This is a genomic window from Ruegeria sp. AB8, from assembly GCF_056542605.1.
In genome coordinates, this window is the sequence record NZ_JBQGAB010000004.1 from 64568 (window position 1) to 87155 (window position 22588).

Annotated in this window: 17 protein-coding genes; 7 read left to right on the forward strand and 10 right to left on the reverse strand. The window is 57.2% G+C overall.

Annotated elements, in window-relative coordinates:
• Window positions 1-166: 166 nt before the first annotated feature.
• The 5 genes from ACR0CG_RS05675 to ACR0CG_RS05695 form a co-directional block, all read right to left on the reverse strand.
• Window positions 167-2143: a CocE/NonD family hydrolase gene (locus ACR0CG_RS05675; protein ID WP_480523267.1), complete on the reverse strand. Its 1977-nt coding sequence runs from the start codon at window positions 2141-2143 to the stop codon at window positions 167-169.
• Between the two features lie 125 nt (window positions 2144-2268).
• On the reverse strand, window positions 2269-4653 hold the full coding sequence (locus ACR0CG_RS05680) for a GcvT family protein (protein WP_480523268.1): 2385 nt from the start codon (window positions 4651-4653) through the stop codon (window positions 2269-2271).
• A gap of 175 nt (window positions 4654-4828) precedes the next feature.
• Window positions 4829-5671 carry a carbon-nitrogen hydrolase family protein gene (locus ACR0CG_RS05685; RefSeq protein ID WP_480523270.1) on the reverse strand — a complete coding sequence of 281 codons (843 nt, stop codon included), beginning with the start codon at window positions 5669-5671 and terminating at the stop codon, window positions 4829-4831.
• 2 nt (window positions 5672-5673) lie between these two features.
• The gene (locus tag ACR0CG_RS05690; protein WP_170611449.1) at window positions 5674-6558 is read right to left on the reverse strand and encodes a MurR/RpiR family transcriptional regulator; all 885 of its coding nucleotides are present in this window, start codon (window positions 6556-6558) and stop codon (window positions 5674-5676) included.
• Between the two features lie 175 nt (window positions 6559-6733).
• A complete protein-coding gene (locus ACR0CG_RS05695; RefSeq protein ID WP_480523272.1) occupies window positions 6734-7720 on the reverse strand; it encodes a LysR family transcriptional regulator in 987 nt (328 codons plus the stop codon).
• An 81-nt stretch (window positions 7721-7801) separates the two neighbouring features.
• Here ACR0CG_RS05695 and ACR0CG_RS05700 point away from each other — a divergent pair, with 81 nt between their 5' ends.
• The 7 genes from ACR0CG_RS05700 (at window position 7802) to ACR0CG_RS05730 (ending at window position 14473) form a co-directional block, all read left to right on the forward strand.
• Window positions 7802-9142 (forward strand): aminotransferase family protein, encoded by a 1341-nt coding sequence (locus ACR0CG_RS05700; RefSeq protein ID WP_480523511.1) that lies wholly within the window; start codon window positions 7802-7804, stop codon window positions 9140-9142.
• Window positions 9143-9144: 2 nt separating this feature from the next.
• A complete protein-coding gene (gene kce, locus ACR0CG_RS05705) occupies window positions 9145-10074 on the forward strand; it encodes a 3,5-dioxohexanoate:acetyl-CoA acetone transferase (protein ID WP_480523274.1) in 930 nt (309 codons plus the stop codon).
• A gap of 9 nt (window positions 10075-10083) precedes the next feature.
• A complete protein-coding gene (locus ACR0CG_RS05710; RefSeq protein ID WP_480523276.1) occupies window positions 10084-11106 on the forward strand; it encodes a histone deacetylase family protein in 1023 nt (340 codons plus the stop codon).
• Between the two features lie 78 nt (window positions 11107-11184).
• The gene (locus ACR0CG_RS05715; RefSeq protein ID WP_480523278.1) at window positions 11185-11487 is read left to right on the forward strand and encodes a hypothetical protein; all 303 of its coding nucleotides are present in this window, start codon (window positions 11185-11187) and stop codon (window positions 11485-11487) included.
• Window positions 11484-12488, forward strand: coding sequence for a TRAP transporter substrate-binding protein DctP (gene dctP, locus ACR0CG_RS05720; protein WP_170611440.1), 1005 nt, complete (start codon window positions 11484-11486; stop codon window positions 12486-12488). Before ACR0CG_RS05715 ends, dctP begins: the two co-directional genes overlap by 4 nt.
• Before the next feature lie 81 nt (window positions 12489-12569).
• Window positions 12570-13184, forward strand: coding sequence for a TRAP transporter small permease subunit (locus tag ACR0CG_RS05725; protein ID WP_170611438.1), 615 nt, complete (start codon window positions 12570-12572; stop codon window positions 13182-13184).
• Window positions 13181-14473 (forward strand): TRAP transporter large permease, encoded by a 1293-nt coding sequence (locus ACR0CG_RS05730; RefSeq protein ID WP_170807514.1) that lies wholly within the window; start codon window positions 13181-13183, stop codon window positions 14471-14473. Before ACR0CG_RS05725 ends, ACR0CG_RS05730 begins: the two co-directional genes overlap by 4 nt.
• A gap of 567 nt (window positions 14474-15040) precedes the next feature.
• On the opposite strand, the gene ACR0CG_RS05735 is transcribed toward ACR0CG_RS05730, so the two are convergent.
• The 5 genes from ACR0CG_RS05735 to ACR0CG_RS05755 all read right to left on the reverse strand — a co-directional run bounded on the left by ACR0CG_RS05735 (window position 15041) and on the right by ACR0CG_RS05755 (window position 22535).
• Window positions 15041-18244, reverse strand: a complete 3204-nt coding sequence (locus ACR0CG_RS05735) for a tetratricopeptide repeat protein (RefSeq protein WP_480523280.1) — start codon at window positions 18242-18244, stop codon at window positions 15041-15043.
• Window positions 18245-18416: 172 nt separating this feature from the next.
• A complete protein-coding gene (locus ACR0CG_RS05740; protein WP_480523282.1) occupies window positions 18417-19196 on the reverse strand; it encodes an IclR family transcriptional regulator in 780 nt (259 codons plus the stop codon).
• Window positions 19197-19207: 11 nt separating this feature from the next.
• Window positions 19208-20566: a TRAP transporter large permease gene (locus ACR0CG_RS05745; protein ID WP_480523284.1), complete on the reverse strand. Its 1359-nt coding sequence runs from the start codon at window positions 20564-20566 to the stop codon at window positions 19208-19210.
• Complete coding sequence (locus ACR0CG_RS05750; RefSeq protein ID WP_480523286.1) at window positions 20566-21231, reverse strand: TRAP transporter small permease; 666 nt, start codon at window positions 21229-21231, stop codon at window positions 20566-20568. The genes ACR0CG_RS05745 and ACR0CG_RS05750 overlap by 1 nt, the downstream gene beginning before the upstream one ends.
• 65 nt (window positions 21232-21296) lie before the next feature.
• Entirely contained in the window at window positions 21297-22535 is a 1239-nt protein-coding gene (locus ACR0CG_RS05755; RefSeq protein WP_170611426.1) for a TRAP transporter substrate-binding protein, read from the reverse strand.
• Window positions 22536-22588 lie beyond the last annotated feature (53 nt).

The following is a 22588-nucleotide window of genomic DNA, read 5'->3' on the forward strand; positions in this document are numbered from 1 at the left end:
CCGGACACTTGGCGCGTCACGCGTCCGGCACTTTCGCCAAGCAAAGGGTGCCATTTCTGTTTTGCGGTTGTTGTAGGGCGCGATTCTTCAAAGCGAAAACCTAAATCCGGATCCTAGGAACGGGTTAGTGAGTTTCGAGACGATTAACCTTTCGTGATCAGTAATCTCAAAGAAGTCCACGCGGGATTGTCTCGCGCCATTCCTTTGTCAGGACTTCGGATTTTTCGGAGCCTTCGGTCGCGCGCAATTTTCTTTCCAGGTAAAAATTCTGCTCATCGCAGGTCATCTGGCCTTCCGTATGTATCTCAACCTGCCAATCGCCTCGTGCGAACGTAAATGACCAATTGGCTTTGTACTGTGCCGTTGTCGGATCATTTGGGTGGATCGCGTAACGCATGGCCACATGGCTGCCAACTGTCATGCCATGATAAGGGTCGGTGGCCTTGCCGTAATCGTCAAATGTCGTAAGGACCACGGTTCCGTCGTCTTCCACTGAGCGCTCCGAACGTCCAGAAGGTGGCCGCAGTTGACTGGCCTGAAGTGTCGGATAATCCTGAACCGGCCCGGGATTTGATGGTGCGATTTCCTCGTGTACGTCCCGCACAGGCAACAGCAGGGTTGAGTGTTCCAGCAGCAGCGTCACTTGTGCAGCGTCGGGTGCAGGCCAGACTATTGGCCAATATGAGTTGGACAGCGCCAGACGCAGAACGTGCCCCGGTAGCAGGCGGTGGGCGCATTCGTTCAATACGATTTCAGCCTCATAGACCTTGCCGGGCACCAGGGCCTCGGGCGTTTCATGGCTGTTGTGATGCGTCAGGCTCAGCGCGCGGTAGGTAATCCGCTGCGACGTTCCGTCGGGGGCAACGTCACACAGACGCGCGACCAGTTGCGCCACCGGCTTGTCCACGGTGAAGGACAGTTTCAGCCGGGCGCGCCCCAACAGGTCCAGCGGTTTTTGTATTGCTGTGCTGTCGAAGCAAAGTGACAGTGCATCATCCTGAGATTGATCCTCGGACAACTCGTTATCTATCCGCATGCCCGGACAGAAATACCCGCTTGCCTGTCCGATATGCGAGGGGCTGGCCACCGTCGCTTTTTCGGCGAAAGGAGCGTCCGCAAATCCACCCGGTCGCAGGTGCCAGTGCTGGGTACCTACATTGGGTGAGGGCCATTGGCTTTCGGCGATCCAGTGCCCCTGTCTTGGCTTGTTTTCCTTGGTCGGATTGAAATGTTGCTGCATATACGTCCGATAGGCGGGCAAATCCTCGGCCCCGTTCTGTTGCCCTTTCAGCCATCGGTCGAACCACCTGATGACTTCCGAGTGGAAGTCCCCGGCATCCAGTTTGGCAATATGCGGATAGCGGTGTTCCCAGGGCCCGATTATAGCCTTTGCGGGTACTTCAAGATTGGCGGCCAGCGCGGGGGGCGCGTTGACATAGGCGTCCGCCCAGCCGGTGATTGCCAGAACGGGTGTCCGAATGGCTGACCAGTCTTCACAGACCGAGCCATGTTTCCAAAACCCATCTCGGGTGGGATGGCGCAGCCAGTCGGCGGCTGAAAATGGCACGTTTTCAAGCCGTTTCAGCCAGTCCTCGCGCCAATCAGGTCGCAAAGCGGGGTCAGCCGGGCGTGTCAGGTAGGCGAACATCTGGCACCCCCAGTTGACGTTGTCGCTGAGCAGGCACCCGCCCATGAAATGAATGTCGTCGGCGTAACGATCGACTGTCGAGGCGACACTGACGACCGCTTTCAACGCGGCAGGACGGCGGAAAGCCAGTTGCAACCCGTTGAACCCGCCCCAGGAAATTCCGATCATGCCGACGTTTCCGTCGCACCAGCCTTGTGCTGCGATCCAGTTCAGAACGGCTTCGCCATCGCTGAGTTCCTGCTCGGAATATTCATCATCGAACTGGCCTTCGCTGTCGCCGGTTCCGGCAATGTCGACCCGGATGCAGGCATATCCGGCCTTGGCAAACACAGGATGGGTTGTTTCATCCCGCGGCGCAGTCCCATCACGCTTTCGGTATGGAAGGTACTCCAGAATCGCAGGGGAAGGCCCTGTTTCCGGCAACCAGATCCTTGCGGCAAGCTTTCGCCCGTCCGGTAGTGGTATCCATGTGTTTTCGATGATTTCAACTGGCATTTTCGGACGTCACCCTTTCTGCGACCGGCTTGCCTACCCGGATACCAGTGAATTCGGAACTTGGCGACGTCTTACATGTTTCGGTTCCACCGCGCCGGATTTTTTCACCACGGCGCGGTGGCGTCTTATCTGCGCATCCGTGCGCCTTCCGGATCAAACGCACACGCATATTGAAGTTTCGCCGCAAACCGGCTGCCCGCTATATCCAAATGGACCCTGACGCCATCAGCGTCTTTCAGTTTGACATGGGCGAGTGCAACCGGCTTGCCGATACGATAGCCAAAAGCGGCGGACGTCGTATGACCCACAATCTTGTCTCCGGCATAGATGGGCTCATGTCCCAGTGGCAGCGCCGCCTCGTCGTCGATGATCACCGTGACCAGATGGCGTGAACTCGTTTCGCGGCGCTGTGCCAGCGCTTCGGAACCGATAAAGGGCTTCTTCTTCGACACCAGACTGTCCAGCCCGGCCTCGACAGGGGACGTGTCGCTGTCCAGCTCATGACCCATGGCGGCAAATCCCTTTTCGATCCGCATGGCGGTCTGAGCGTACAGGCCCGCCGGTTTTGCGCCCGCTGCCGTCAGCACTGCATAAACCGCGGGGGTGTTTTCGGCGCGCATGGTGATTTCCCAGCCCGGTTCCCCGACATATGACATGCGCACGGCCCGAACATGGCATCCGGCGATGTGCGCGGGACCGACCTTGAAATAGCCCAGTCTGGTCAGTTCGGGCGCACCGGCCTCGGTGATGATCCGTGCGGCGTCAGGACCCATCAGGCCCAGAACGGCGTAGTCCTCGGTGCTGTCGGTCAGGGTCACATCAAACCCTTCCGAGTGGCGGCGGAACCAGGCGAGGTCCCGTTTGATCGCATTGGTGCCGACGAACAGTCGATAGTGATTATCGGCAATCCGATGGGCGGTAATGTCGCTTTCATAGGTGCCGCGTTCATTCAGGACCGCAGTATAGACAGCACTGCCCGGCGGCTTGGCCATGTTGGACGCGCATGTATGTTGCAGAAACGCCTCGGCATCCGGGCCTTCAACCTCGATCTTGCCGAAGGATGACGCATCGAAGACAGCCGCTTGCTCGTGCGCGGCTTTGACTTCATTCGCCACGTTTTCGAACCAGTCGGGTTTGCCGAAACTCATTGCGGGCTCGGCGGTTTTTCCGAAGTAGAGCGGGCGCTCCCAGCCATAAAACTGGCCAAAATGCGCGCTCGCAGCCTTGTATTCCGTCTCGAGCGGCAGGGCACGCAGGTTCCGCGCGGTTGTGAGCTGACGGCCGGGATATGCGATTTCGTAGTGGGTTCCCAGAATTTCCGGCGCCCGGGCCATCAGATGATCCAGCGAGTTGAACACAGGCGCAAAACGTTTGGCATCCGCTTCGCCCAAATCATACGTCGTGTGCCCATGAACGATGCAATGGGCCAGGTTCATCCCGGCGCCGCCACCCGAAGCGATCCCGACCGAGTTCAGACCACAGCCCAGATACAGCCCGCGTGTCTCCGCCGTCTCGCCCAGCATGAACATGCCGTCCGGGGTAAAACTCTCGGGCCCGTTGAGCAGCATTTTGACCTCGGCCGTCTCAAGCGCCGGTAACCGGTGCAGCGCGTTCATCATCATCGGCTCGAAGTGGTCCCAGTCCTCGGGCAGTAGGCTGAATTCAAAGTTTTCATCCAGAATGCCGGGTTTCACCGGTTTGCCCATGGGTTCAAAGCAACCCACCAGCAAGCCGCCTGAATCGTCGCGGATGTACAGATGGCTGTCGTGGTCGCTGAGCGTTGGAGTATTTCCGACAATTCCGTCGATTGGCTTGGTCAGCAGGTAGAAATGTTCGCAGGCAAGCGCAGGCACGGCGGAGCCGGCCATGGCGCCCACTTCGCGTGACCAAAGCCCGGTGCACAAGGCAATGGCATCGCATGTGATCGTACCGGCCGTTGTTTCAACGCCCTTGATGCGGCCATTTTCAGTCAGGATGCCAGTGACCCCGGTATCCTCGAAAATCCTTGCGCCCAAACCTTTCGCAGCCTTGATCAGTGCGGCGCACACGTCCGAAGGGCTGACTCGGCCGTCGTCCGGCGACCAGACAGCGCCGATGACATCTTCGGCATTCATCAGCGGCCAGCGTTCCTTGGCCTCGCCTACGCTGATGGATTGCGCAGTGACCCCATAGGCTCTGGCCAGCGCCTCTTGCCGTCGGATATGTGTCATACGCCCGTCCGAGGTGGCGATGGACAGGCTGCCTTTCTGGATCCAGCCAACATTCTGGCCCGTTTCCTGTTCAAGCCGGGAATAAAGATCGACCGAATACTGGATCATACGGGTCAGGTTCTGCGAATGGCGAAGGGCGCGTACCTGTGCAGCAGAGTGCCACGTCGTACCGCTGGTCAGCTTGTTGCGTTCCAGCAGGATCGCATCGCCGACCCCCATTTTTGCCAGGTGGTACAGGGTCGAGCACCCCATAATTCCGCCGCCGATAACAATTACTGAAGCGTGGCTTGGGACAGTCATTTCGCTTTCCTGTGATTCTGATTCAAAGCCAATTTTACTCAGAATATTAAATTTGAAAAATTAGTCTAACAAATTTTATCATTCGTTAAATTATGTGAACAAGCGTACAGTTCACCACCATTCCGGAATTGTCCCGAGCGGTCCTGAGCCAATCGTTTGCGTATTGCGAGGTTTGTTAGGTCAGGGTCGGAAGACGATCATAGTCTTCCAGCCGGTCCCTCAGGAAAGAATAATCGGTGCGGGCCTGATTCAGAACGGATCGTTCCAAAACGATGTGTTTCAAGGCTTCTTCATGCTGTGGAAACGCGACGGGGCTCTTGTTTTCGTCCATCCAGGGCCAGCAGAACAGCGAATTTCCATACTGCTCACCGGCGCGGTTGAGTGACATCAGGAACACCTGATTCTCCATCGCTCGGGTGGTCGCGAAGGCGTGCCAGGTGGGGAAGGATTCATCCCGGAAATAGGCGCCGCAATGGGTTATCAGATCAACACCCCTGTCGACAACCAGGGTGCGGCATAGCTCGGGAATGCGGATGTCGTAGCAAATGATAGGGGCGATCCTGAATCCACGGACTTCGTAAGTCAGCAGATGCGCGCCGCGCTCAAAATACTCTTTCTCCATCGAGGCGCCGTATTGGGCCAGATGTAGTTTGTCATAATGCCCGACAAGATTGCCGTCCGGTCCCACAACCGCAATCGAGATATAGTTGCCGTCTGTCCCTCTGCGCGCGAAGCTGTAGGAAACGAAAACGCCGAACTTTAGCGCCACATCACGCCACGCGCGGAATGAAGCACCGTCCAGGGGTTCGGCAATATCGTCCAGACGCGAAAACGCCGCGCGGGAATAATCTATGCTCGACAATTCGGGCAAGACCACCAGGTCCGCAGGCCTGGCGGCCAGTTCCTCGGATACTCTTTGCGTGGACTGCGTCAGATGATCGTCGCGTTCCTGCGCAGAGTTCGTTTGCGGAATGCGGATCTGACACGCCAGAATTGCCAGTGTTTCTTCCTTCGACATTGTCAGACTTCCTTGTCCTTCCAATACTCGCCCAGCCTGATGCGATCCGCTTCAATCTGTTTGATTCTGTCTGTTGCGCTGGCCCGTTCCTCGATCGTGAAGAACCCGATCAGTGCCTCGATCAGCACCGTTACGCCGGCAAAGGAGCCAAAGAAAAACGGGGCCTGATCCTGAGCCAGCAGTGTGTGATCTGCCATGATCGCAATAGGCGACGCGGGACTGTCGGTGATCGCGATTACCTTCGCCTTTCGTTCCTGCGCAAATTCGGACACCTGAATGGCCGCGTTGGCGCAAGGTTGCAGGCTGATTGTTATCACGGTGTCCTTTTCCGAGATATCGGTGATTGAGTCGGCCAGAACTCCGCCAGCGGCCTGAAGCAGGCGGAATTTGCCGCTGGTCATTCCCGCCAGATAGTGCAGGTAAGACGCGTGGGTTTGCGAAGCCTGCATTCCCACCAGATAGACATGTCTGCTTTTGCTTAACATGCGGGCGATCTCGGCGATGTGTTCCGGGTCGTTGGCTTCGAACAGAGAAGATACGTTGGTCAGCGCTGCGTCGCGCAACTGCTCCCAGAACCTGATGTTGCTGCGGCTGTCTTCCGAGTCGCTCATGGTTACGGCGCGCAGGTGATAATCCTTGATGTCGTGCTGCTGCACCTGTTTGCGATAGACGTCACGCAGCTCGCTATAGGTCTCGTACCCCAGAATTTTTGCCATGCGGGAAAAATTCGGCAGGGAAACGCCCGCATTTGTTGCCACACGGCGCATGGACAGTGTCGCGATGTCGCCCGGATGCTCAAGCATGTAGGTCGCGACGATTTTCAGAACGCGGGGAAGGTCGGGGTAAAGGTCCCTCAGGCGTTCGCCGATTTGCTGATAATCGCTCATACTACAAGTGCTCAGAACAGGAGGTTGCTCACGTTGATGTTTCCGGGTGTATTGACATGGCCCCAACCCAACAGCCTGAGCGCGATGCTAGGATGATTTTCACGTTCGTGCAATATTTCCTGACAACTGTATCATTTGAAAACATCCGGGCCGGACGATGCCCTGTGTCGGGATGTCAGTCCGAGTATGTGCGTTTGCTTAGCGGAGTACTGGATATTCTGGCCTTCAACATTTCAAGAAAGGCGAATTCTGCGGGGTTCAGACGCGCGTTGCCATGGTGGACCATGAAAAAATCGATCACCGGTTCGTTGGTGTAAGGCGGCAGGCGCCAGAGTTTGCCTTGCGCCACATATTGACGGGCGAAGTGGACGGGCAGGGGGCCAAACCCCAGCCCGGCAATGATCATCCGCAAGGCCTCGTCCAGATTAGACGTGTATCCGATAACCTTCTTGTCCAACGCCTGCTGCGCCCGCAAAAGGGCCACCGGCCTTAGGGCATCCCACAACTGGTCGGTTTTGAACGAGACCGACGAATACTCTCTCAGGTCGCTCAGCTTCAAATCCGCTTGCCCAAAAAGAGGATGCGTCGGGCCGCAAAAGAAGCTGAAGAATGATCTATACATGATCTCGTGATTCAGTCTGGGGTGAATTTCGTGGGCCAGGCAAAAGCCCACGGCCGCGTTCTTCTCCAGAAGACTGCGCTGGACGTTTGCGCTGGACATGACGTTGATTTCAAATGTCACGTTGGGATTCTGTTCGTGAAAATCAGACAGAACCCTGTCGTAGAAAGGGCTTTCAATTCGGCTGGTTGTGGCGATGGAGACCTGACCGGTCAGATGATCCCGTGTGGTTTGGGCTGTCTGCACGGCGCGCGTGATGGTTCCGAACACTTCAACACATTCCTGATACAGGGTTTCGCCGGCCGGCGTGACCCGAAAACTTGACGGACTGCGCTCGATCAGCTTGGTGCCGGTGCGGGCTTCAAGCCGCTGCAAGGCCTGGCTTATCGTCGGCTGGCGCAATCTCAGTCGGTTGGCTGCGCTGGTCAGGCTGCCTTCCTGGACGATAAACATGAAGGTGCGCAGCAGGTTCCAGTCCAGTTCCCGCGCCAGTCTTTCCGCCTTGGATTCCTTCATGCCATTAACCAGATCTATGATATCCATTCATATTATCTATTTGGTCTATGACAGATCTGCGCGCAACATCTTCTTGTCGTCCCGATACGTTCAGGGATTCTCGGAGGCCTGTCAGTGCAGAAATCGAATTTGTTCTATCAATCCCGTCTCCGGCGGCCTCAGGTCGACCGTGCCGAAGGGATCTATTTTTGGGATACGGAAGGCCGACGGTACATTGATGGCTCATCCGGTGCGATGGTTAGCAACATCGGACATTCGAACCCGAACGTTCTGGCTGCGATGAAGGCGCAAATGGGCAGCGCCACGTTCGCTTACAGGCTCCATTTCGAAAACGCCCCGGCCGAAGACCTCGCGTCGGCCATCGCCGCGCGCATGCCGGACGGTCTGAACCGGGTCTTTTTTGTGTCGGGTGGCTCAGAAGCGGTTGAATCCTGCGTGAAGTTTGCGCGCCAATGGGCGGTCGCCACTGGGCAGCAGGACCGCTGGAAAGTGATTTCGCGGTTCCCTTCCTACCACGGAAGCACCTTGGGTGCGCTTGCACTGACCGGGTACGGGCCCTTGGTAGATGTGTTTCGGCCAATGTTTCAGGACATGCCGAAGATCCCGGCACCGCGTTGCTATCTGGACAATGACAACCTGTCCGATGACGCGCGCGGTTTGAAATACGCCGAGATGCTGAGGGATGAGATCATCGCTCAGGGTCCTGAGACCGTGCTGGCCTTTATCATGGAACCGGTGGGTGGCGCGTCGACCGGAGCGTTGGTTGCACCGGACAGCTATTATCGCCGCATCCGGGAAATCTGCGACGAATTCGGTATCCTTTTGATCATGGACGAAGTCATGTCCGGCGTTGGACGGACGGGCAAATTCATGGCGTCCGAACATTGGGATGTTCGTCCGGATCTGGCCGCTGTGTCCAAGGGCTTTGCCGCCGGTTATGCGCCGCTGGGCGCGATGATTGCCGACGAACGGATGGTGGACGCCGTCCTGGCCGCTGGCGGTTTTGCGCACGGTCACACCTATGCAGGCAACCCGCTGGCCTGCGCGGCGGGTCTGGCAGTGCTGGGTGAAATCGAACGCCTGAATCTGCTTGAGAACGCGACCCGGATGGGTGGTGTTCTGATGGCCGGGCTGCACGAGTTGATGGGACGCTATTCCTTCATCGGCGATGTGCGGGGCAAAGGTTTGCTGATGGCGTTTGAAATGGTTTCGGATCGCAACAGCATGACGCCGCTTCCCAAGCAACTGGATGCGTATTCCCGGTTTGTGGACATCTGCTACGATCGAGGTCTGATCACCTATTCCCGCCGGACCAGAGGTGGGCTGGAAGGGGATCATTTCCTGATCTGCCCGCCGATGATCGTAACCGAAGATCAGGTTGGCGACATTCTGAACATTCTGGATGACAGCCTTTCCGTATTTGCGCGGGAAGCCGGGCTGGAGAGCTGAATATGACAAGAAAAATCATCATAACCTGTGCGGTCACAGGTTCGATCCACACCCCTAGCATGAGCCCGTATCTGCCGGTGACACCGGATGAGATCGCGACTGCGGCTATCGGGGCAGCCGAAGCAGGGGCCTCGGTGTTGCATCTTCACGCGCGCGACCCGGAAACCGGGAAGCCAAGCGCGGATATCGACGTATTCCGGCAGTTTTTGCCGCGCATCAAACAGGCTACAGATGCGGTCATCAACATCACGACAGGTGGTAGTTCGCAGATGACGATCGAAGAGCGCCTGTCCGCTCCGTCGCAACTGTCGCCTGAGATGTGTTCGCTCAACATGGGGTCAATGAATTTCGGTCTTTTCCCGATGCGCGAACGTTTCTCGGACTGGCAACACGACTGGGAAGAGCCATTTCTGGAAAACTCTCGCGACAATGTTTTCAAGAACACGTTTCATGATATCGAGCGTCTTTTCACGCTGATGGGGGATGGGTGCGGAACACGGTTCGAGCTGGAGTGTTACGACGTTGGTCACATCCAGACCGTCGCCTACTATCTTCGGAAAAAACGGATCAAGGCACCCGTCTTCCTTCAGTTTGTCATGGGTGTCTTTGGCGGCATGGATGCCAGCCCCGAGAACTTGATGCACATGAAATCAACCGCGGACCGTTTGCTGGGTGATCAGTACCAGTTTTCCGTTCTCGCTGCCGGGCGCCAGCAGATGCCTTTGGGGACAATGAGCGTGGTGCTGGGAGGGAACGTGCGCGTCGGGCTGGAAGACAACCTGATGAACGCGAAAGGGGAACTGGCCACAAGCAATGCGCAGCAGGTGCAGAAAATTCGACGCATTGTCGAAGAATTGGGGTTCGATGTCGCATCACCCACGGATGTACGCGAAACACTGGGTCTAAAAGGCCCGGATCAGGTCGCGTTTTAGGGGGATGGCATGAAAGTCTTTGTTGAACAGGAAAAACAGCGCCAACACTTTCCTTCGGGATTTCTGGTGAATGGCCTCATGCAGCCCATTCCGGAAAAACCTGAACGGCTGGAACGGTTTCTGGATGGGGTCGCGACAGGCGGGCATGACATTCTGGCCCCCGAGGATCATGGCCTGGGTCCGATTGCGGCGGTCCACGCTCCGGCCTATCTGAAGTTTCTGTCGACGGTTTACCCGCGCTGGCAACGTATTCCGGATGCGGCGCCAGAGATTTTCCCGAACATTCATCCCGACCGCCGCACGGCGAGCTATCCGTTATCCGCCGTGGCGCAAGCGGGATACCACATCGCGGATATGTCCTGTCCTATCGGAGAGCACACCTGGGAAGCGTCGCGCTGGTCTGCGAACTGCGCTGTTTCCGCAGCGCAGGCCGTGAGCGAAGGCGACGATGTCGCCTATGCGATGTGCCGCCCGCCCGGGCATCACTGTTTCAGCGATCTGGCGGGTGGGTTCTGTTATCTCAACAACAGCGCAATCGCAGCGCAATACCTGCGAAAGCAGCATGACCGCGTGGCGATCATCGATGTGGATCTGCACCATGGAAACGGTACGCAGGGCATTTTCTATGAACGCAGTGACGTCTTCACGCTTTCCATCCACGCGGATCCCGCGCGGTTCTATCCATTCTTCTGGGGCCACGCGCATGAACGCGGTGAGGGCGCCGGATTTGGTTATAACCTCAATATTCCCCTACCGCGCGGAACCGGGGATGACGGGTTCATGAAGGGGCTGGAAAGCGGGCTTGAACATGTCCGGGCCTTTGCGCCGGGCGCGGTCGTGATCGCGCTGGGCCTCGACGCTTTCGAAGGTGATCCGTTTGGCGGGCTGGCGGTATCAACGCCGGGCTTCACCAGAATTGCGGAGAAGCTGAATGAGTTGGCCGTTCCGACCGTCATCGTACAGGAGGGGGGCTATCTTTGCGATGAACTGGGTGAAAATCTGAACGCATTCCTGTCCGGGTACTCAGGTTGATGTTGAAACGCCCCAGGGGATTTAGCAAGATGACGATCTGCAATTGTTGCAACGTCCGGTGCCGATGGAGTGGTCCGAATGAGTGCGATCCTTAGCTGTTCGGGATTCAGTTCAAATCCACCGCTGACGCGTGGGCCTGCAACAATTGTTGGCGGGCTCACATTCACAGGGTTGAAATCAAACTGTTTTTCGTCGGCCAAATTCGCCTTTCAGATGTTTCAATCGAAAAAGATTCGCAAAAACAAATTGCAGATGATAAATTCCAGCTTTAGTGATAACAAAATATTAAGAACTGGCCACGTGGCGATGCTGCTGGCCAAAACGATTCTAAAAGCCCGGTGTTCAAGGGCAAAAACCCTAAAGGGAGGAAAATTCTCATGAAATTCGACAAACTGGCCAAAGGGCTGGTCATTGGCGCCACCAGCGCGCTGATGGCCACCGCTGCATTCGCCGAAGATATGACTTTGCGGTTTGCCGGTGTTTTCCCAATCGACCATCAGGGTACAAAGATGATGGAACAGGTTGCGGCGGACGTCGCGGCGGCAAACGTCGGTCTGAAGATCGAAGTGTTCCCCGCAAACCAGCTGGGCTCGGGCGAGGCGCTGTTTGAAGACGTGGCCCGCGGCAACATCGATCTGGCGGCGGCCTTTATCTATGCCGACACCGACCCGCGCCTGGAGTTCCTGTCGATGCCGTTCCTCGTGGGTGGCTGGGACGACATGAACAACATCATGCGCAACATGGATTCCGAATATAACAAAATCCTGCAGGAAATCACCGACGAGTATGGTGTGAGCGTGATGGCCCAGAACCCCGAAGGGTTTGTCGGCATCGTGGCCACGCAGGAGCCGACCAACTGGAACACTTTTGACGACAAAGGCATGAACATTCGCGTCTGGTCGTCTCCGGCTGTAAAAGCCATGGTGGAAGCACTTGGTTACAAGGCGACGACCATGGCATGGGGCGACATCTTCCCCGCGATCCAGTCCGGTATCGTGGACGGCGCGATCTGCTGCACCAAGACGGCAACCTACTCGATCTTCGCGCAGTCGGATGTCGGCACGCATTTCGTAGAGTACAACTCGATCTCGGAACTGACCACGTTCTATGCCTCGCAGCGTACACTGGACAAGCTGAACGACGAGCAGCGGGCGGCATTGCAGGCCGCAATGACCAAGGCTTCCGACGACTTCTTCCAGTATAACCGCGACAACGATGCGGCCTTTGGGGAGAAGTTGATCGAAAAAGGCTATACTATCCTGTCCCTGAACGAAGAAGAGCAGGCCGCAATGGCTGCCCACATTCAGGAAAATATCTGGCCCATGATGGCGCAAAGCGTCGGTCAGGATGTGATTGACCGTTTGCTTGCAAGCAAAAACTGATAGTCTGAAACCCAGGTGGGCCGGCAAACTTGCCGGCCCTTTTTCTAATACCTGACAAAAAAACAAAAAGCGGGGACAGACATGTCGATAGAAGACGATGACATGACGAGATGGGTTGGCGACGAAGACGCCGATAAACCGCAGAAAGTTACCGACGAATTGCCGCCCGTCATCGGGTATCCCATGAAAGTGATCGCGTTTGTTTGCAGACAAATCGTCATGGCCTGCGGCTTCCTGATGGCCTTCACCTTTGGCGCTGTTGTTGTAATCCGATACGGTTTCGGCGGCGACCTGTTCGCTTATGAAGAATGGCTCCTGGCCTTCTCGATCATCGGCTTCTTTGCCGGTGCGGTTCTGGCCTCTGCGCGCAATCTGCATATCAACGCCGATATTCTGGGTATCGTGATACACAATCCCCGGATGATCTGGTGGCGCGGCTTCGTGGTGCTATTGGTCGAGCTTCTTGTGATCCTCTTTATGGTCTACGCCTGCTACGTGTCACTGCTTGACGACTTCTCTTTCCCCCGGCTGCGATCCACTCCGGTCCTGCGAATTCCGTTCGTCTCCTGGCGCATTGCGATCATGTGCTCTTTCGGCTTCATGGCGATGTTCACGGCTGCGTATCTCTACGTTCATATCCGCAAGGGGCTCGGGCTTCCGTTGCGCTCTGAAATTCTTAAGGGAGCCGCGAAATGATTATCGCCGGAAGTCTTGTTATTGTCTGCCTGATGCTCTTGCTGGGTGTCAGCGTTTATGTGGCGTTCGGAGCCGTCCTGATCTTTATCGCGATGGTGGGAGACCAATCCATCACAGGATATCTGCCGACCGGAGCGACGGGGATCCGCTCTCTGGTGCTGCTCGCCATTCCGCTTTTCATGATTGCCGGTGGCATTATGGAGAAAGGCAGAATTGCGGCGCCTCTGGTGGCGCTGGCCGAGATGTTCATTGGCCACATCAAAGGTGGACTGAACGCGGCCTCCGTGTTGGCCTGCGGCGTGTTCGGCTCGATCTCGGGCAGTGCGAATGCGACCCTGACCTGCATCGGCGGTATTATGATGCCGCACCTGAAAAAGGCGAATTACCCGAAAGGGCAATCCGCGGCCCTGATTGTGTCGGCAAGCCCCCTGGGCCTTCTGATCCCGCCCAGTTCATCGCACATCCTCTACGGCTGGGTCGCACAGCAACACGTGCTGAAGTGCTTCCTGTCGACAGTCATTCCCGCAATCATTCTGATCACGCTGCTGATCATCACCAATCAGTTCATGCTGCGAAAGTATGACGATATCCAACTGAAAGAGCGCCCGAATCCCTTCATGCCTGCATTGTTGGGCCAGGGTCGGTTGGCGGGTCCGGCGCTGATGATGCCGATCATCATCCTGGGCGGTATCTACGGCGGTATCATGACACCGACCGAAGCCGCTGGTATCGCCGTTGTTTACGCGATTCCCGTGGCAATCTACTTCTATCGCGGCCTGACCTGGAAAACCCTGGCCCAGACCATCCAGACTTCGGGTGTTACGATCGGGGTGGTCATGGTGATGATTTTCATGGTGCTGATCGTATCAGACAACCTGATCTCGCAGGGTGCGCCGCAGATGGCCAAGGATATGGTCTATTCGGTTTCGGACAACCCGGTCGTGATTTTGCTGATGATCAATGTTGTCATGATCCTGATCGGCATGCTGATGGACGATATCTCGGGGCTGCTGCTGTCCACGCCGATTCTGCTGCCGATTGCGCAGAGCGTGGGTGTGGATCCGATCCACTTTGCCGCGATCATCGGCGTCAATCTTGGTATGGCCAACATCACGCCGCCCACGGCGCCGCTGCTGTACTTGGGGGCGCAGGTTTGCGACACGCCGGTTGCCAAGATGCTGTGGCCGACTTTGATCTTCATCGTGTTTGCATGGCTGCCGACACTGATGCTGACCACGTTTATTCCTGAACTGGCATTGTGGTTGCCGGACCTGTTGCTGGGCCGGTAATCCGACACTCAAAATCCAAAAAAGGTATCCGACCCGTGCGGGTTCGGATGCCTTTTTTTCAGAGCGGCCGTTTCCGTTGAGGGTGTGACTGCCTGACCTCACATGGGCACCGCTGAGAACACCCGGTTCAATGGCGCAAGCCTAATAAAAAAGCCGGAGTGTTCCTCCGGCTTTCAGACAATTCGAAAGTGATGCCTGTCTTTAGGCCGCTTTGCCCGATTAGCTGTAAAATAGGATCGAGAGTGCGGCAATGAATGCCAGCCCGGCAACAACAAAGCTGACGTAGTGTACGGTTTCACGTAGTTCTTTGGTCATCGTGTCATTCCAAGTGTTTCAGGGACAGAAGTTCTTGTTTCTGCATCTATCCCTAAAACCTATGAAAAATAAGTACGTGCAATGCATGTCCGGCATGCGTCGCGGGCATGACTTGGTTGCAGGATCTGACGGCCAACAGGGGTTGCTCCACGCTTTGCCTAACGAGTAGGTCACTGCCACAGATATGCAACGGCAGGAAAACGGCCAAGACCTGCGCTCAGTTTTTTCGCATGGCTGTGAAAGCGGATTTGTTCAACCGGCACCAACCAGTTGAAAGCCAGCCCAGTTCCCGGGATGCGCCAACGGGCGTTCGTGGTGATCTTCGCTGGTGTCCTGTATCAGCACCTCAATTTCCTGACGCAGCGCTTCGCTGCGAACCCGGTCGGTCGAGGGCGTTACAACCTCGGTGATCAGGCGGGATGTCAGATCATCCCGAACCGGCCAGTGAGTCACCAGGAGGTTCCTGGCACCGGCAAAAAAGAAGGCGCGGGCCAGCCCGGACAGCCCTTCCGCCCCCGGTTTTGCCCCCGCCGCGGTGTTGCATGCAGACAAAAGAACCCATTCTGTATCTAAGGACAACGCGGCCGCTTCGGATGCGGTCAAAAGTCCGTCAAACTTGGGACTGCGCGGCGAAGGCGGGGGCGAAAGCGCCAGGGCAGGCTCGTCCAGATTGTCGAAATCACCGGAAATCAGCCCGTGCGTTGCGAAATGCAGAACGTGCGTCTGGCGCAATTGCCCGGAAGCGTCCAGTTTTCTGAGTTCACTTTCGTTGGCCCGAGATCCAAGAAAAACGGAATGCTCGCCTGCCCCAAACTGCGATGCCAGCGACAGGATCTCGGTCCGCGTTCCGGGCAGTCTTGGCAGGTTCTTCAACCCGTCGCGCAGGTCTTGGGCCGATCTGTGAAGATTGCGGGTCTCCAGCCGCAGGGGTTTGGGTGTCCCGTGAAAATCGGGATCGCCGAACCCGACGTAACTGACGCCCGTGTCTGCCCGAGCCGTGGTGCTTGTGTTGTCTCGCAACACCAGTTGCAGGGAAGGGATGACACTCAGGGCGCGTTCGACGCCAAGCCAGCGTGTATTTCGAAGGGTTTCCGCCACGGACCCGAATTCCTTTTGAGGGGCGGTCGCCAGCGCGCCGAATGGCAGGCTCAGCAGCGAACCTTGCGGGGCAATCAGCCACCGCTTTTTCGGCGCGATTGCCTCTGAAATCTCCGGTGCGCCGAACAGGTCAAGAAACAGATCGTGGGCCAGTTCAATGTCAAACCTGCGTGTGCTGTCCTGTCGCGCGGGACCGGAGGGGTTAATGGGTGCGCGTGCCGCGACAAGGAACTCCTCGTTTGGGTTGATGGAACGGCGAAGGGCCGAGACTCGGGCTTCCAGCTCTGTTGCATCGAATTCCAATCGGGACCATGTGACGCCTTCACGGGTTACGGCCCAGACAAAGCCGGGTCCGAAATGCGTTGAACGATCATTTCCACCTTCCGGAACGATCAGGATCAGCGCCTCGTCGTCATCGAGTTCGGCATCGCCACCCGGCAGGAAATCAGTCACCCGGACCACGCGCGGATTTATCAGGTCAAAAAACGCGGGAAAGGCATTCTGCAAGGCTTGCGTTGTTCTATCCAATCTGTCCGTCAGCCGATCAAGCGTATCGGGCGCGGCCACTATCGATGTCCCTGCGCCGGATGCGGCGGCAACGGACTTGGTCTCAAATGCCGCCAAATCGCGTTTGGCGCCAATCCAGTCGTTCAAAAAGGGCTCGACGCGGGCATTGTCTGCCGCAATGCGCCCGGCAGCCCGCGATATGGCAAAGGCCGAAGGCCCAAGCCCGATCGTTTGTGCTGCCTCGAAAGCATCCCGCGCCAACTGGTCAGCCTCGGCTTTGTCAGCCCGTTGGGAAACCGCCCAGGACGCCTGAATGAAAGCCCACGCCGCGCGGGAGGCCTGTTCCAGCGCAACCCGCTGTTCGTCGGCCGTGAGGTTGCCGGTGCGGCGCAATCGATCTGCCAAGACGGAATGGGCGTGACGGGACAAGTGCAGTGCCTTCAGGATCGAACCCGAAGCCAGAGAGGATTCGGCCAGCCGCAACCGGAACAATTGTGGCCTGACGGACGTCGGGCCGTATACGGCGTCCGCTTTGGGAAGCATCCCCTCAAGCTCCTGTGCTGCTTCAAGTGGCAGTCCGGCATCGTGAAGGGTTGAAGACAGATTGAACGCCAACCGCAATTCCTCAACCGGTCCGAAATGCGGGTGCGTACCAAGATGTTTGCGGATGTCACGCAGCAACGCGATGGCGGCTTCGCTATCTCCGGCCTGTGCCTGAATGGCCGCAAGGTTTATGGCGGATTCTATCGTTCGGGGATGGGCAGCCCCGTACAGTCCCACAAATCCATCAAGGGCGCGCTCCATCAACTCCCTTGCCTGCGCAACCTGACCGCTTTCCATCAGGTCGAGGGCAACATCGTTCATGGCAATCAACGTGTCTTCGCTACGCTCGCCATTGGTTTTCCGGGAAATCGCCAAAACGCGTTGGCGGATGGTTTGGGCATCCGCTAACCGCCCAACCGCCTCCAGCGCGCTGGCATAGTTTCGCATCGCCCGAACCGTATAGTCGTGCTCCGGGCCTGCCGAGCTGATCATGAGGTCCAGATCCCGCCTGCGCAACGCAAGCGCTTCGTCCCCCCGGCCCAGTTTGGACAAAGCGTTTCCCAACATGATCCGCGCCGTCATCGTCTGAGGATGTTGAGGCCCCAAGGTTTGCTCATAAGTATTCAGGACCTCGGTAAACAACGGAGCAGCCTCAAGCATTCGGCCCTGACTCATGAGGCTGAAACCAAAATTGTTCTTTGCCGTCAGAACTCTGGGTGAAGTCGGACCCTGCCGGCGACTGAGGCCAGCGATAATTCTCGCGTTCAAGGCGTTTGCATCTTCAAAATGCGCCATTGTGTCCAGTGCCAGAGCCAGATTGACGGACCAGGACAGGACCTCGGCATTGTCTTCACCAAGCGTTTGGCCGCCCAGTTCCACCGCGCGCCTCAGAACCTGCTCGGCCCGCTCTGGCTGATTGGCGCGCAACAGGGTATGGCCCAGCATGTTCATGCGGGCCAATGTCTCGGGCGCCGTCTCGCCGTGGGTAATGTTTGACCCTGCGATTGACGCGTCGAGTATTTCGACCGCTTCTTGAAACCTGTTGAGATCCCGAAGAGTGGTTCCCAGATTGCTCATCGCCCGAAGTGTGGCGGGTGAGTTTGGGCCAAGATGCTTGCGGCGCGTCTGAAGAACCAAGCGATGCAACGGTTCCGCTTCATCGGGTCGCCCTAGAATATCCAGCACAACGGCCAGGTTTTCGGTTGTGTCGACCGTATTCGGATGGGTTGGCCCAAGGTTCGCACGGTCTTGCGCCAGAGTTCTGCGCAAAAGCGCTTCGGCCTCGGCATAACGTCCCTGATTTGCCATTTGTACGGCCAGTGCATCTTGCGGTCGGTCGGTTGCATATGACTGTGAAATCAGTGGCCCGGGCCACACAACGGTAAGTGCAATGACAAATGAAACAACGAACCTAAAACGCAACATGGACAGAGAGTGTAGCGTTTTGAAATGATTAGTCCATTGCCCCGCGGCGGACTGGTCAGGACAAGAGCAGCCTTCTGAGCTTGTCCGCCCCATCCTGCAAGGTGTTCAGGAATTTCTTCAAGCTTTCAAGATCGTGGCGTTGGGTGGGTGCGTGAACGGACAGTGTCGCGGCCAGCCTGTCCTGATCGTCGGTAACAGGCACGGCGACGGCGGCCATTCCCGGCATGAATTCCTCGTTGTCGGTGGAATACCCGTTTTGCGCAATGTGCCCGATCTCGGTGCGCAGGGTCTCGGGGTCCGTCAATGTCCGCTCGGTTTGCGGAAGAAGCTTCCGCGCTGAAAGAAAGCCGTCCAGCGTGGCCTTGCGCAGGGTGGACAGATACATCTTTCCGCTGGCGGTACAATGGAACGGAACCTGGGTGCCGATCGGCAACTGAATGCGGAGCGGCCATTTGGTTTCGACCCGATCCAGATAGATCATCCCCTCGCGATCCGGGATCGCGAGGTTGCAGGTCTCTCCGATTTCGTCCGCAACCCCGCGCAGGATTGCTAGACGCGCAGTGCGCAGGTGTTCAGCAGACATTGTGTTGACGGACAGCCTGCGCAGACGTGGACCGGGCCCGAACGAGCGTCCGTCCAGATCGCGTTGCAGGAACCCCTCCGCTTCGGCTGTTTGCAGCAGCCTGTGAACTGTTGGTTTCGCCAGCCCCAGGGTGTCGATCAGGTCGGCCGGTTTAACAGCAACGCCGCGCTTTGCGACTTCTTCCAGGATGAGAAGCAATCGCAGATTTGTCGGTATTTGAATTTCTCGTTCCGAAGTGTCCGTGTCGACCATCCCCTTACATTCTATTTGTTTGGCAGCAGGATCAAGGCCAGATCAGGCACCAGAGACACCAATATCCAGACCGAAAGCAGCGCGATCAGATAGGGTACGGTGTAACGCAGCAGCCGGAAATAGGGCACGCCCGTTACGCCTGACGCGACATAAAGATTCAGGCCATATGGCGGCGTAATGAACCCGATTGATGCGCCGACAAGGAAGATCACCGAGAAGTGGATGGGATCTACGCCGACCGATGCCGCAATGGGGGCCAGAATCGGTGCGAGGATGATGGTCACCGGAAGGCTCTCCAGCACCATGCCCGAGAAAAAGACGATGACCATCGAGGTGAACAGCACCGCATGGTACCCGCCCATCGAAGTCACGAAATCCCCGATGGTTTGCTGCGCGCCGAGCAGCGACAGGATTTGTTGCATGACGACCGAAATAGCGATCAGCGGTGCCAGGATCCCTGTAATTTGCGCGGAACGGATCACGATCGATGGGATTTCCGGGATCGTGAACCCTTCGACGACCATCATTTCCGCATAGCTCTTGTCAGTCGGGGAAATGTCGTCGCGCGCACCCATGATGCGGTTGATCGGATAGCTCACCAGACCGGCGATGACGCAGAAGCCGACGGTCACACCCGCCGCTTCGGTCGGAGAGAATTTGCCGGTGTAGATGCCCCACAGCACCAGCCCGATTGCAAAGAAACCCAGCCAGGCACCAAAGGCGGTTTTCAGAACGCGGTTCAGTTGCAGCGGGATCAGATGGCCCCAGCCGTTGATACGGCAGATGATCCAGCATGCGACCTGCATTCCGATAACCATCAGCGCACCGGGCAGGATGCCGGCCACAAACAGTTCGGAAATGGGCAGGTTCATAAGGAAGCCATAGACAATGAAAATGATCGACGGCGGAATGATGATCCCGACCGTGCCGCCTGCCGCTGCCGTGGCGGCGCTGAACCGTTCGTCATACCCGCCCTTGACCATCTCGGGGTGCAGCATCGATCCGATTGTTGCCGTCGTCGCCGAGTTCGAGCCCGAAATCGCGGCGAACAGCCCGCATGCGCCAAGCGAGGCCATCGCCAGCCCCCCGCGTATCCAGCCCAGACAGGCATATGCGAAATCGCTCAGCCGTCGTGCGATGCCCGATTTGTTGATCAGATCGCCGGTGAGAATGAACAGCGGCATCGCCAGCAAGGCAAAGCCCTTGTTGAACACATTCAGAAGCTCGGCCCCCATGTTGTCGAGTGTCAGACCCAGAACAAATGAACAGCCTATGACCCAATAGCCGATTACCAGCAGGACCGGCACGCCCAGCATGAACAAGAACGTCACGCCCAGTGAAATCAATGTAACCCAGGTTCCGTCTGCCATCAGTCCGCCCCAATCACGGCTTGCTTGATCAAGGGCTCGCCGGTTTTCCAGTTGTGTAAATCGTCCGCCAGATTCTGAAACACGCGGCCGACCATCAGAAAAAACGACAGTGGCGCTGCAAGCAGGAACCACCACTGCATCACGTTGTCGGTGCCAAGCACGATCTGGAAGTTCGAAGCCGACAGCGCCACCAGCCGAGATGTTGTTACGATGACGATCACCGCAAAGATGAACCACAGGATCGCATCCAGGATCAGACAGGCCAGTTGCCCACCGCGCGGCATCGAGGTGCGGAATTCGCTGAAACTCAGATGCGTGCGCAGGCGAACGTTGTAGGACGCGCCGAACCACGCCATAACCATGAACAGAAGCGGCGGAATGGTTGTGGACCACGGCTCCTGGTCGTTGAACACAAAGCGGTCGATCACGCCCCAGAAAATGATAAGCGCAATGGCCAGATAGGAATAGACCATGACCGACCGCTCCAGTTGGCGTTCAATGAAGGGAACCTTTCGATAGATCGCCATAACGATAAGACCGCCCAGGGCAGCGACCACGTTCCCTACCACCCATGTCGCGTCAGACTGCAGCGCAGACTGAATCTCGAACGAATCCTGGCTTAGAATGGCGCTGAATATTGCGCCAACATCGGTCCAAAATGACATGAACCCCGTCCTCCCAGTCGGTGTTTAGTGGAACCGGCCCGCGTGGGGCCGGTTCGGTAGTCTTATCAGGCTTCGCCTTTCCACCAACGGCGTGGCTCGACATTTTCCGGCAACATGTCCGCCGGAATCTCACGCGCGATGTCGTAGATTTCCTGATATGTGTCGATGCCGCCAGCCCATTTGTCCAACCGCTCGCGCCATTGTGCCCATGGATCGGGGTTGAAGTTCGGAGCGCACATCTCTTCGGCCAGTTTGATCTGATCGTCCGGCAGGAATGCGGGGCGGACCCCGTTTTCGGCAAAGATCGTCCCCGGCAATTGCGGGTCCGAGAACCCGACGGTGTTCAGCAGCGCGGCTTCGTTTGCGCCCTGAATCAGTGCCTGGGTGAAGTAGGACGATTCCATGACCGCGTCCTGCAGTTCACCGCCCAGACTGTCAAAGACCTTTGCGGACATCGAGGTATGTTCGGTGCCGCAGAAGAACTTGAGGTTCACGGACTGTGACACCACCGGCGACATGTTGGCGTAAGCCACCGCCGAAGCCCAGGTTTCAGCGCCGTCGATCAGCCCGGTCTTGAGCGCGTCCAGCGTCTCTTCCCACGCCACTGGCACCGGGTTCAGGTTCAGCAATTGCATCGCAATGCGGCCGAGCTGAGTTCCGGTAACACGGTTCTTGGTTCCGAACAGTTCCTCAAGCTTGGTGACCGTCGGCTTGTCCGAGAATGTCGAACCCATTTGCAGTCCACGCAGTTCACAGTGGGTGAACAGGAACTTCAGACCGTGCCGTTTTTCCAGCGGGTCCCGCAGAATGCGCTGACTGGCCGGGCTGTAGAAGAAATGATACTGGGCCGCGCGGCTGGGGAACATATAGGCATAGTCCAGCACGTTCAGATAAGGTGCGCCGCCTGCCGAGTTCTGCGTTGAAGCCGCGTAGATGTCGACAATGCCCTGTTGGGTTTTTTCGACACAGCTCAGCTGACCGCAGATCTGGTTGTCGCCGATGAACTCAACACGAATCTCGCCATCGGTCCGTTCTTCAAGGTCGCGTGCAAACTCGATGGCGCCTGCGCGCTCGATCAAAAGGTTGCGGGTGTTGAACCCGGCAGCGCCGAATTTCAGGGTGTGCTTGGGTTCTTTCGAGAACCGTTTTTCATAATTCGATTCAGCGGCCTGCGCCAGATTCGCCAGGCTCATCGCGCCGCCAAACCCTCCTGCAGCCAACAGTGTTGAACTCATGCCGTATCGGCCCGCCACGCGGAAGAAATCCCTCCGTGATATTCCGCTTAGTTTCCGACCAATCTCCATCTTTTTCCTCCCGATGAAAAATTATTGAGACGTTTTGTATCAAAAAATGCTAG

What these genes read in the sequence shown, in the direction of transcription:
- ACR0CG_RS05685 (WP_480523270.1), bottom strand. Translation starts at nt 5,671, where the DNA reads ATGTCGAAGGAAGAAACACTGGCAATTCTGGCGTGTCAGATCCGCATT.
- kce (WP_480523274.1), top strand. Translation starts at nt 9,145, where the DNA reads ATGACAAGAAAAATCATCATAACCTGTGCGGTCACAGGTTCGATCCAC.
- ACR0CG_RS05675 (WP_480523267.1), bottom strand. Translation starts at nt 2,143, where the DNA reads ATGCCAGTTGAAATCATCGAAAACACATGGATACCACTACCGGACGGG.
- ACR0CG_RS05755 (WP_170611426.1), bottom strand. Translation starts at nt 22,535, where the DNA reads ATGGAGATTGGTCGGAAACTAAGCGGAATATCACGGAGGGATTTCTTC.
- ACR0CG_RS05750 (WP_480523286.1), bottom strand. Translation starts at nt 21,231, where the DNA reads ATGTCATTTTGGACCGATGTTGGCGCAATATTCAGCGCCATTCTAAGC.
- ACR0CG_RS05735 (WP_480523280.1), bottom strand. Translation starts at nt 18,244, where the DNA reads ATGGCAAATCAGGGACGTTATGCCGAGGCCGAAGCGCTTTTGCGCAGA.
- ACR0CG_RS05690 (WP_170611449.1), bottom strand. Translation starts at nt 6,558, where the DNA reads ATGAGCGATTATCAGCAAATCGGCGAACGCCTGAGGGACCTTTACCCC.
- ACR0CG_RS05680 (WP_480523268.1), bottom strand. Translation starts at nt 4,653, where the DNA reads ATGACTGTCCCAAGCCACGCTTCAGTAATTGTTATCGGCGGCGGAATT.
- ACR0CG_RS05725 (WP_170611438.1), top strand. Translation starts at nt 12,570, where the DNA reads ATGTCGATAGAAGACGATGACATGACGAGATGGGTTGGCGACGAAGAC.
- ACR0CG_RS05745 (WP_480523284.1), bottom strand. Translation starts at nt 20,566, where the DNA reads ATGGCAGACGGAACCTGGGTTACATTGATTTCACTGGGCGTGACGTTC.
- dctP (WP_170611440.1), top strand. Translation starts at nt 11,484, where the DNA reads ATGAAATTCGACAAACTGGCCAAAGGGCTGGTCATTGGCGCCACCAGC.
- ACR0CG_RS05740 (WP_480523282.1), bottom strand. Translation starts at nt 19,196, where the DNA reads ATGGTCGACACGGACACTTCGGAACGAGAAATTCAAATACCGACAAAT.
- ACR0CG_RS05715 (WP_480523278.1), top strand. Translation starts at nt 11,185, where the DNA reads ATGAGTGCGATCCTTAGCTGTTCGGGATTCAGTTCAAATCCACCGCTG.
- ACR0CG_RS05710 (WP_480523276.1), top strand. Translation starts at nt 10,084, where the DNA reads ATGAAAGTCTTTGTTGAACAGGAAAAACAGCGCCAACACTTTCCTTCG.
- ACR0CG_RS05730 (WP_170807514.1), top strand. Translation starts at nt 13,181, where the DNA reads ATGATTATCGCCGGAAGTCTTGTTATTGTCTGCCTGATGCTCTTGCTG.
- ACR0CG_RS05695 (WP_480523272.1), bottom strand. Translation starts at nt 7,720, where the DNA reads ATGGATATCATAGATCTGGTTAATGGCATGAAGGAATCCAAGGCGGAA.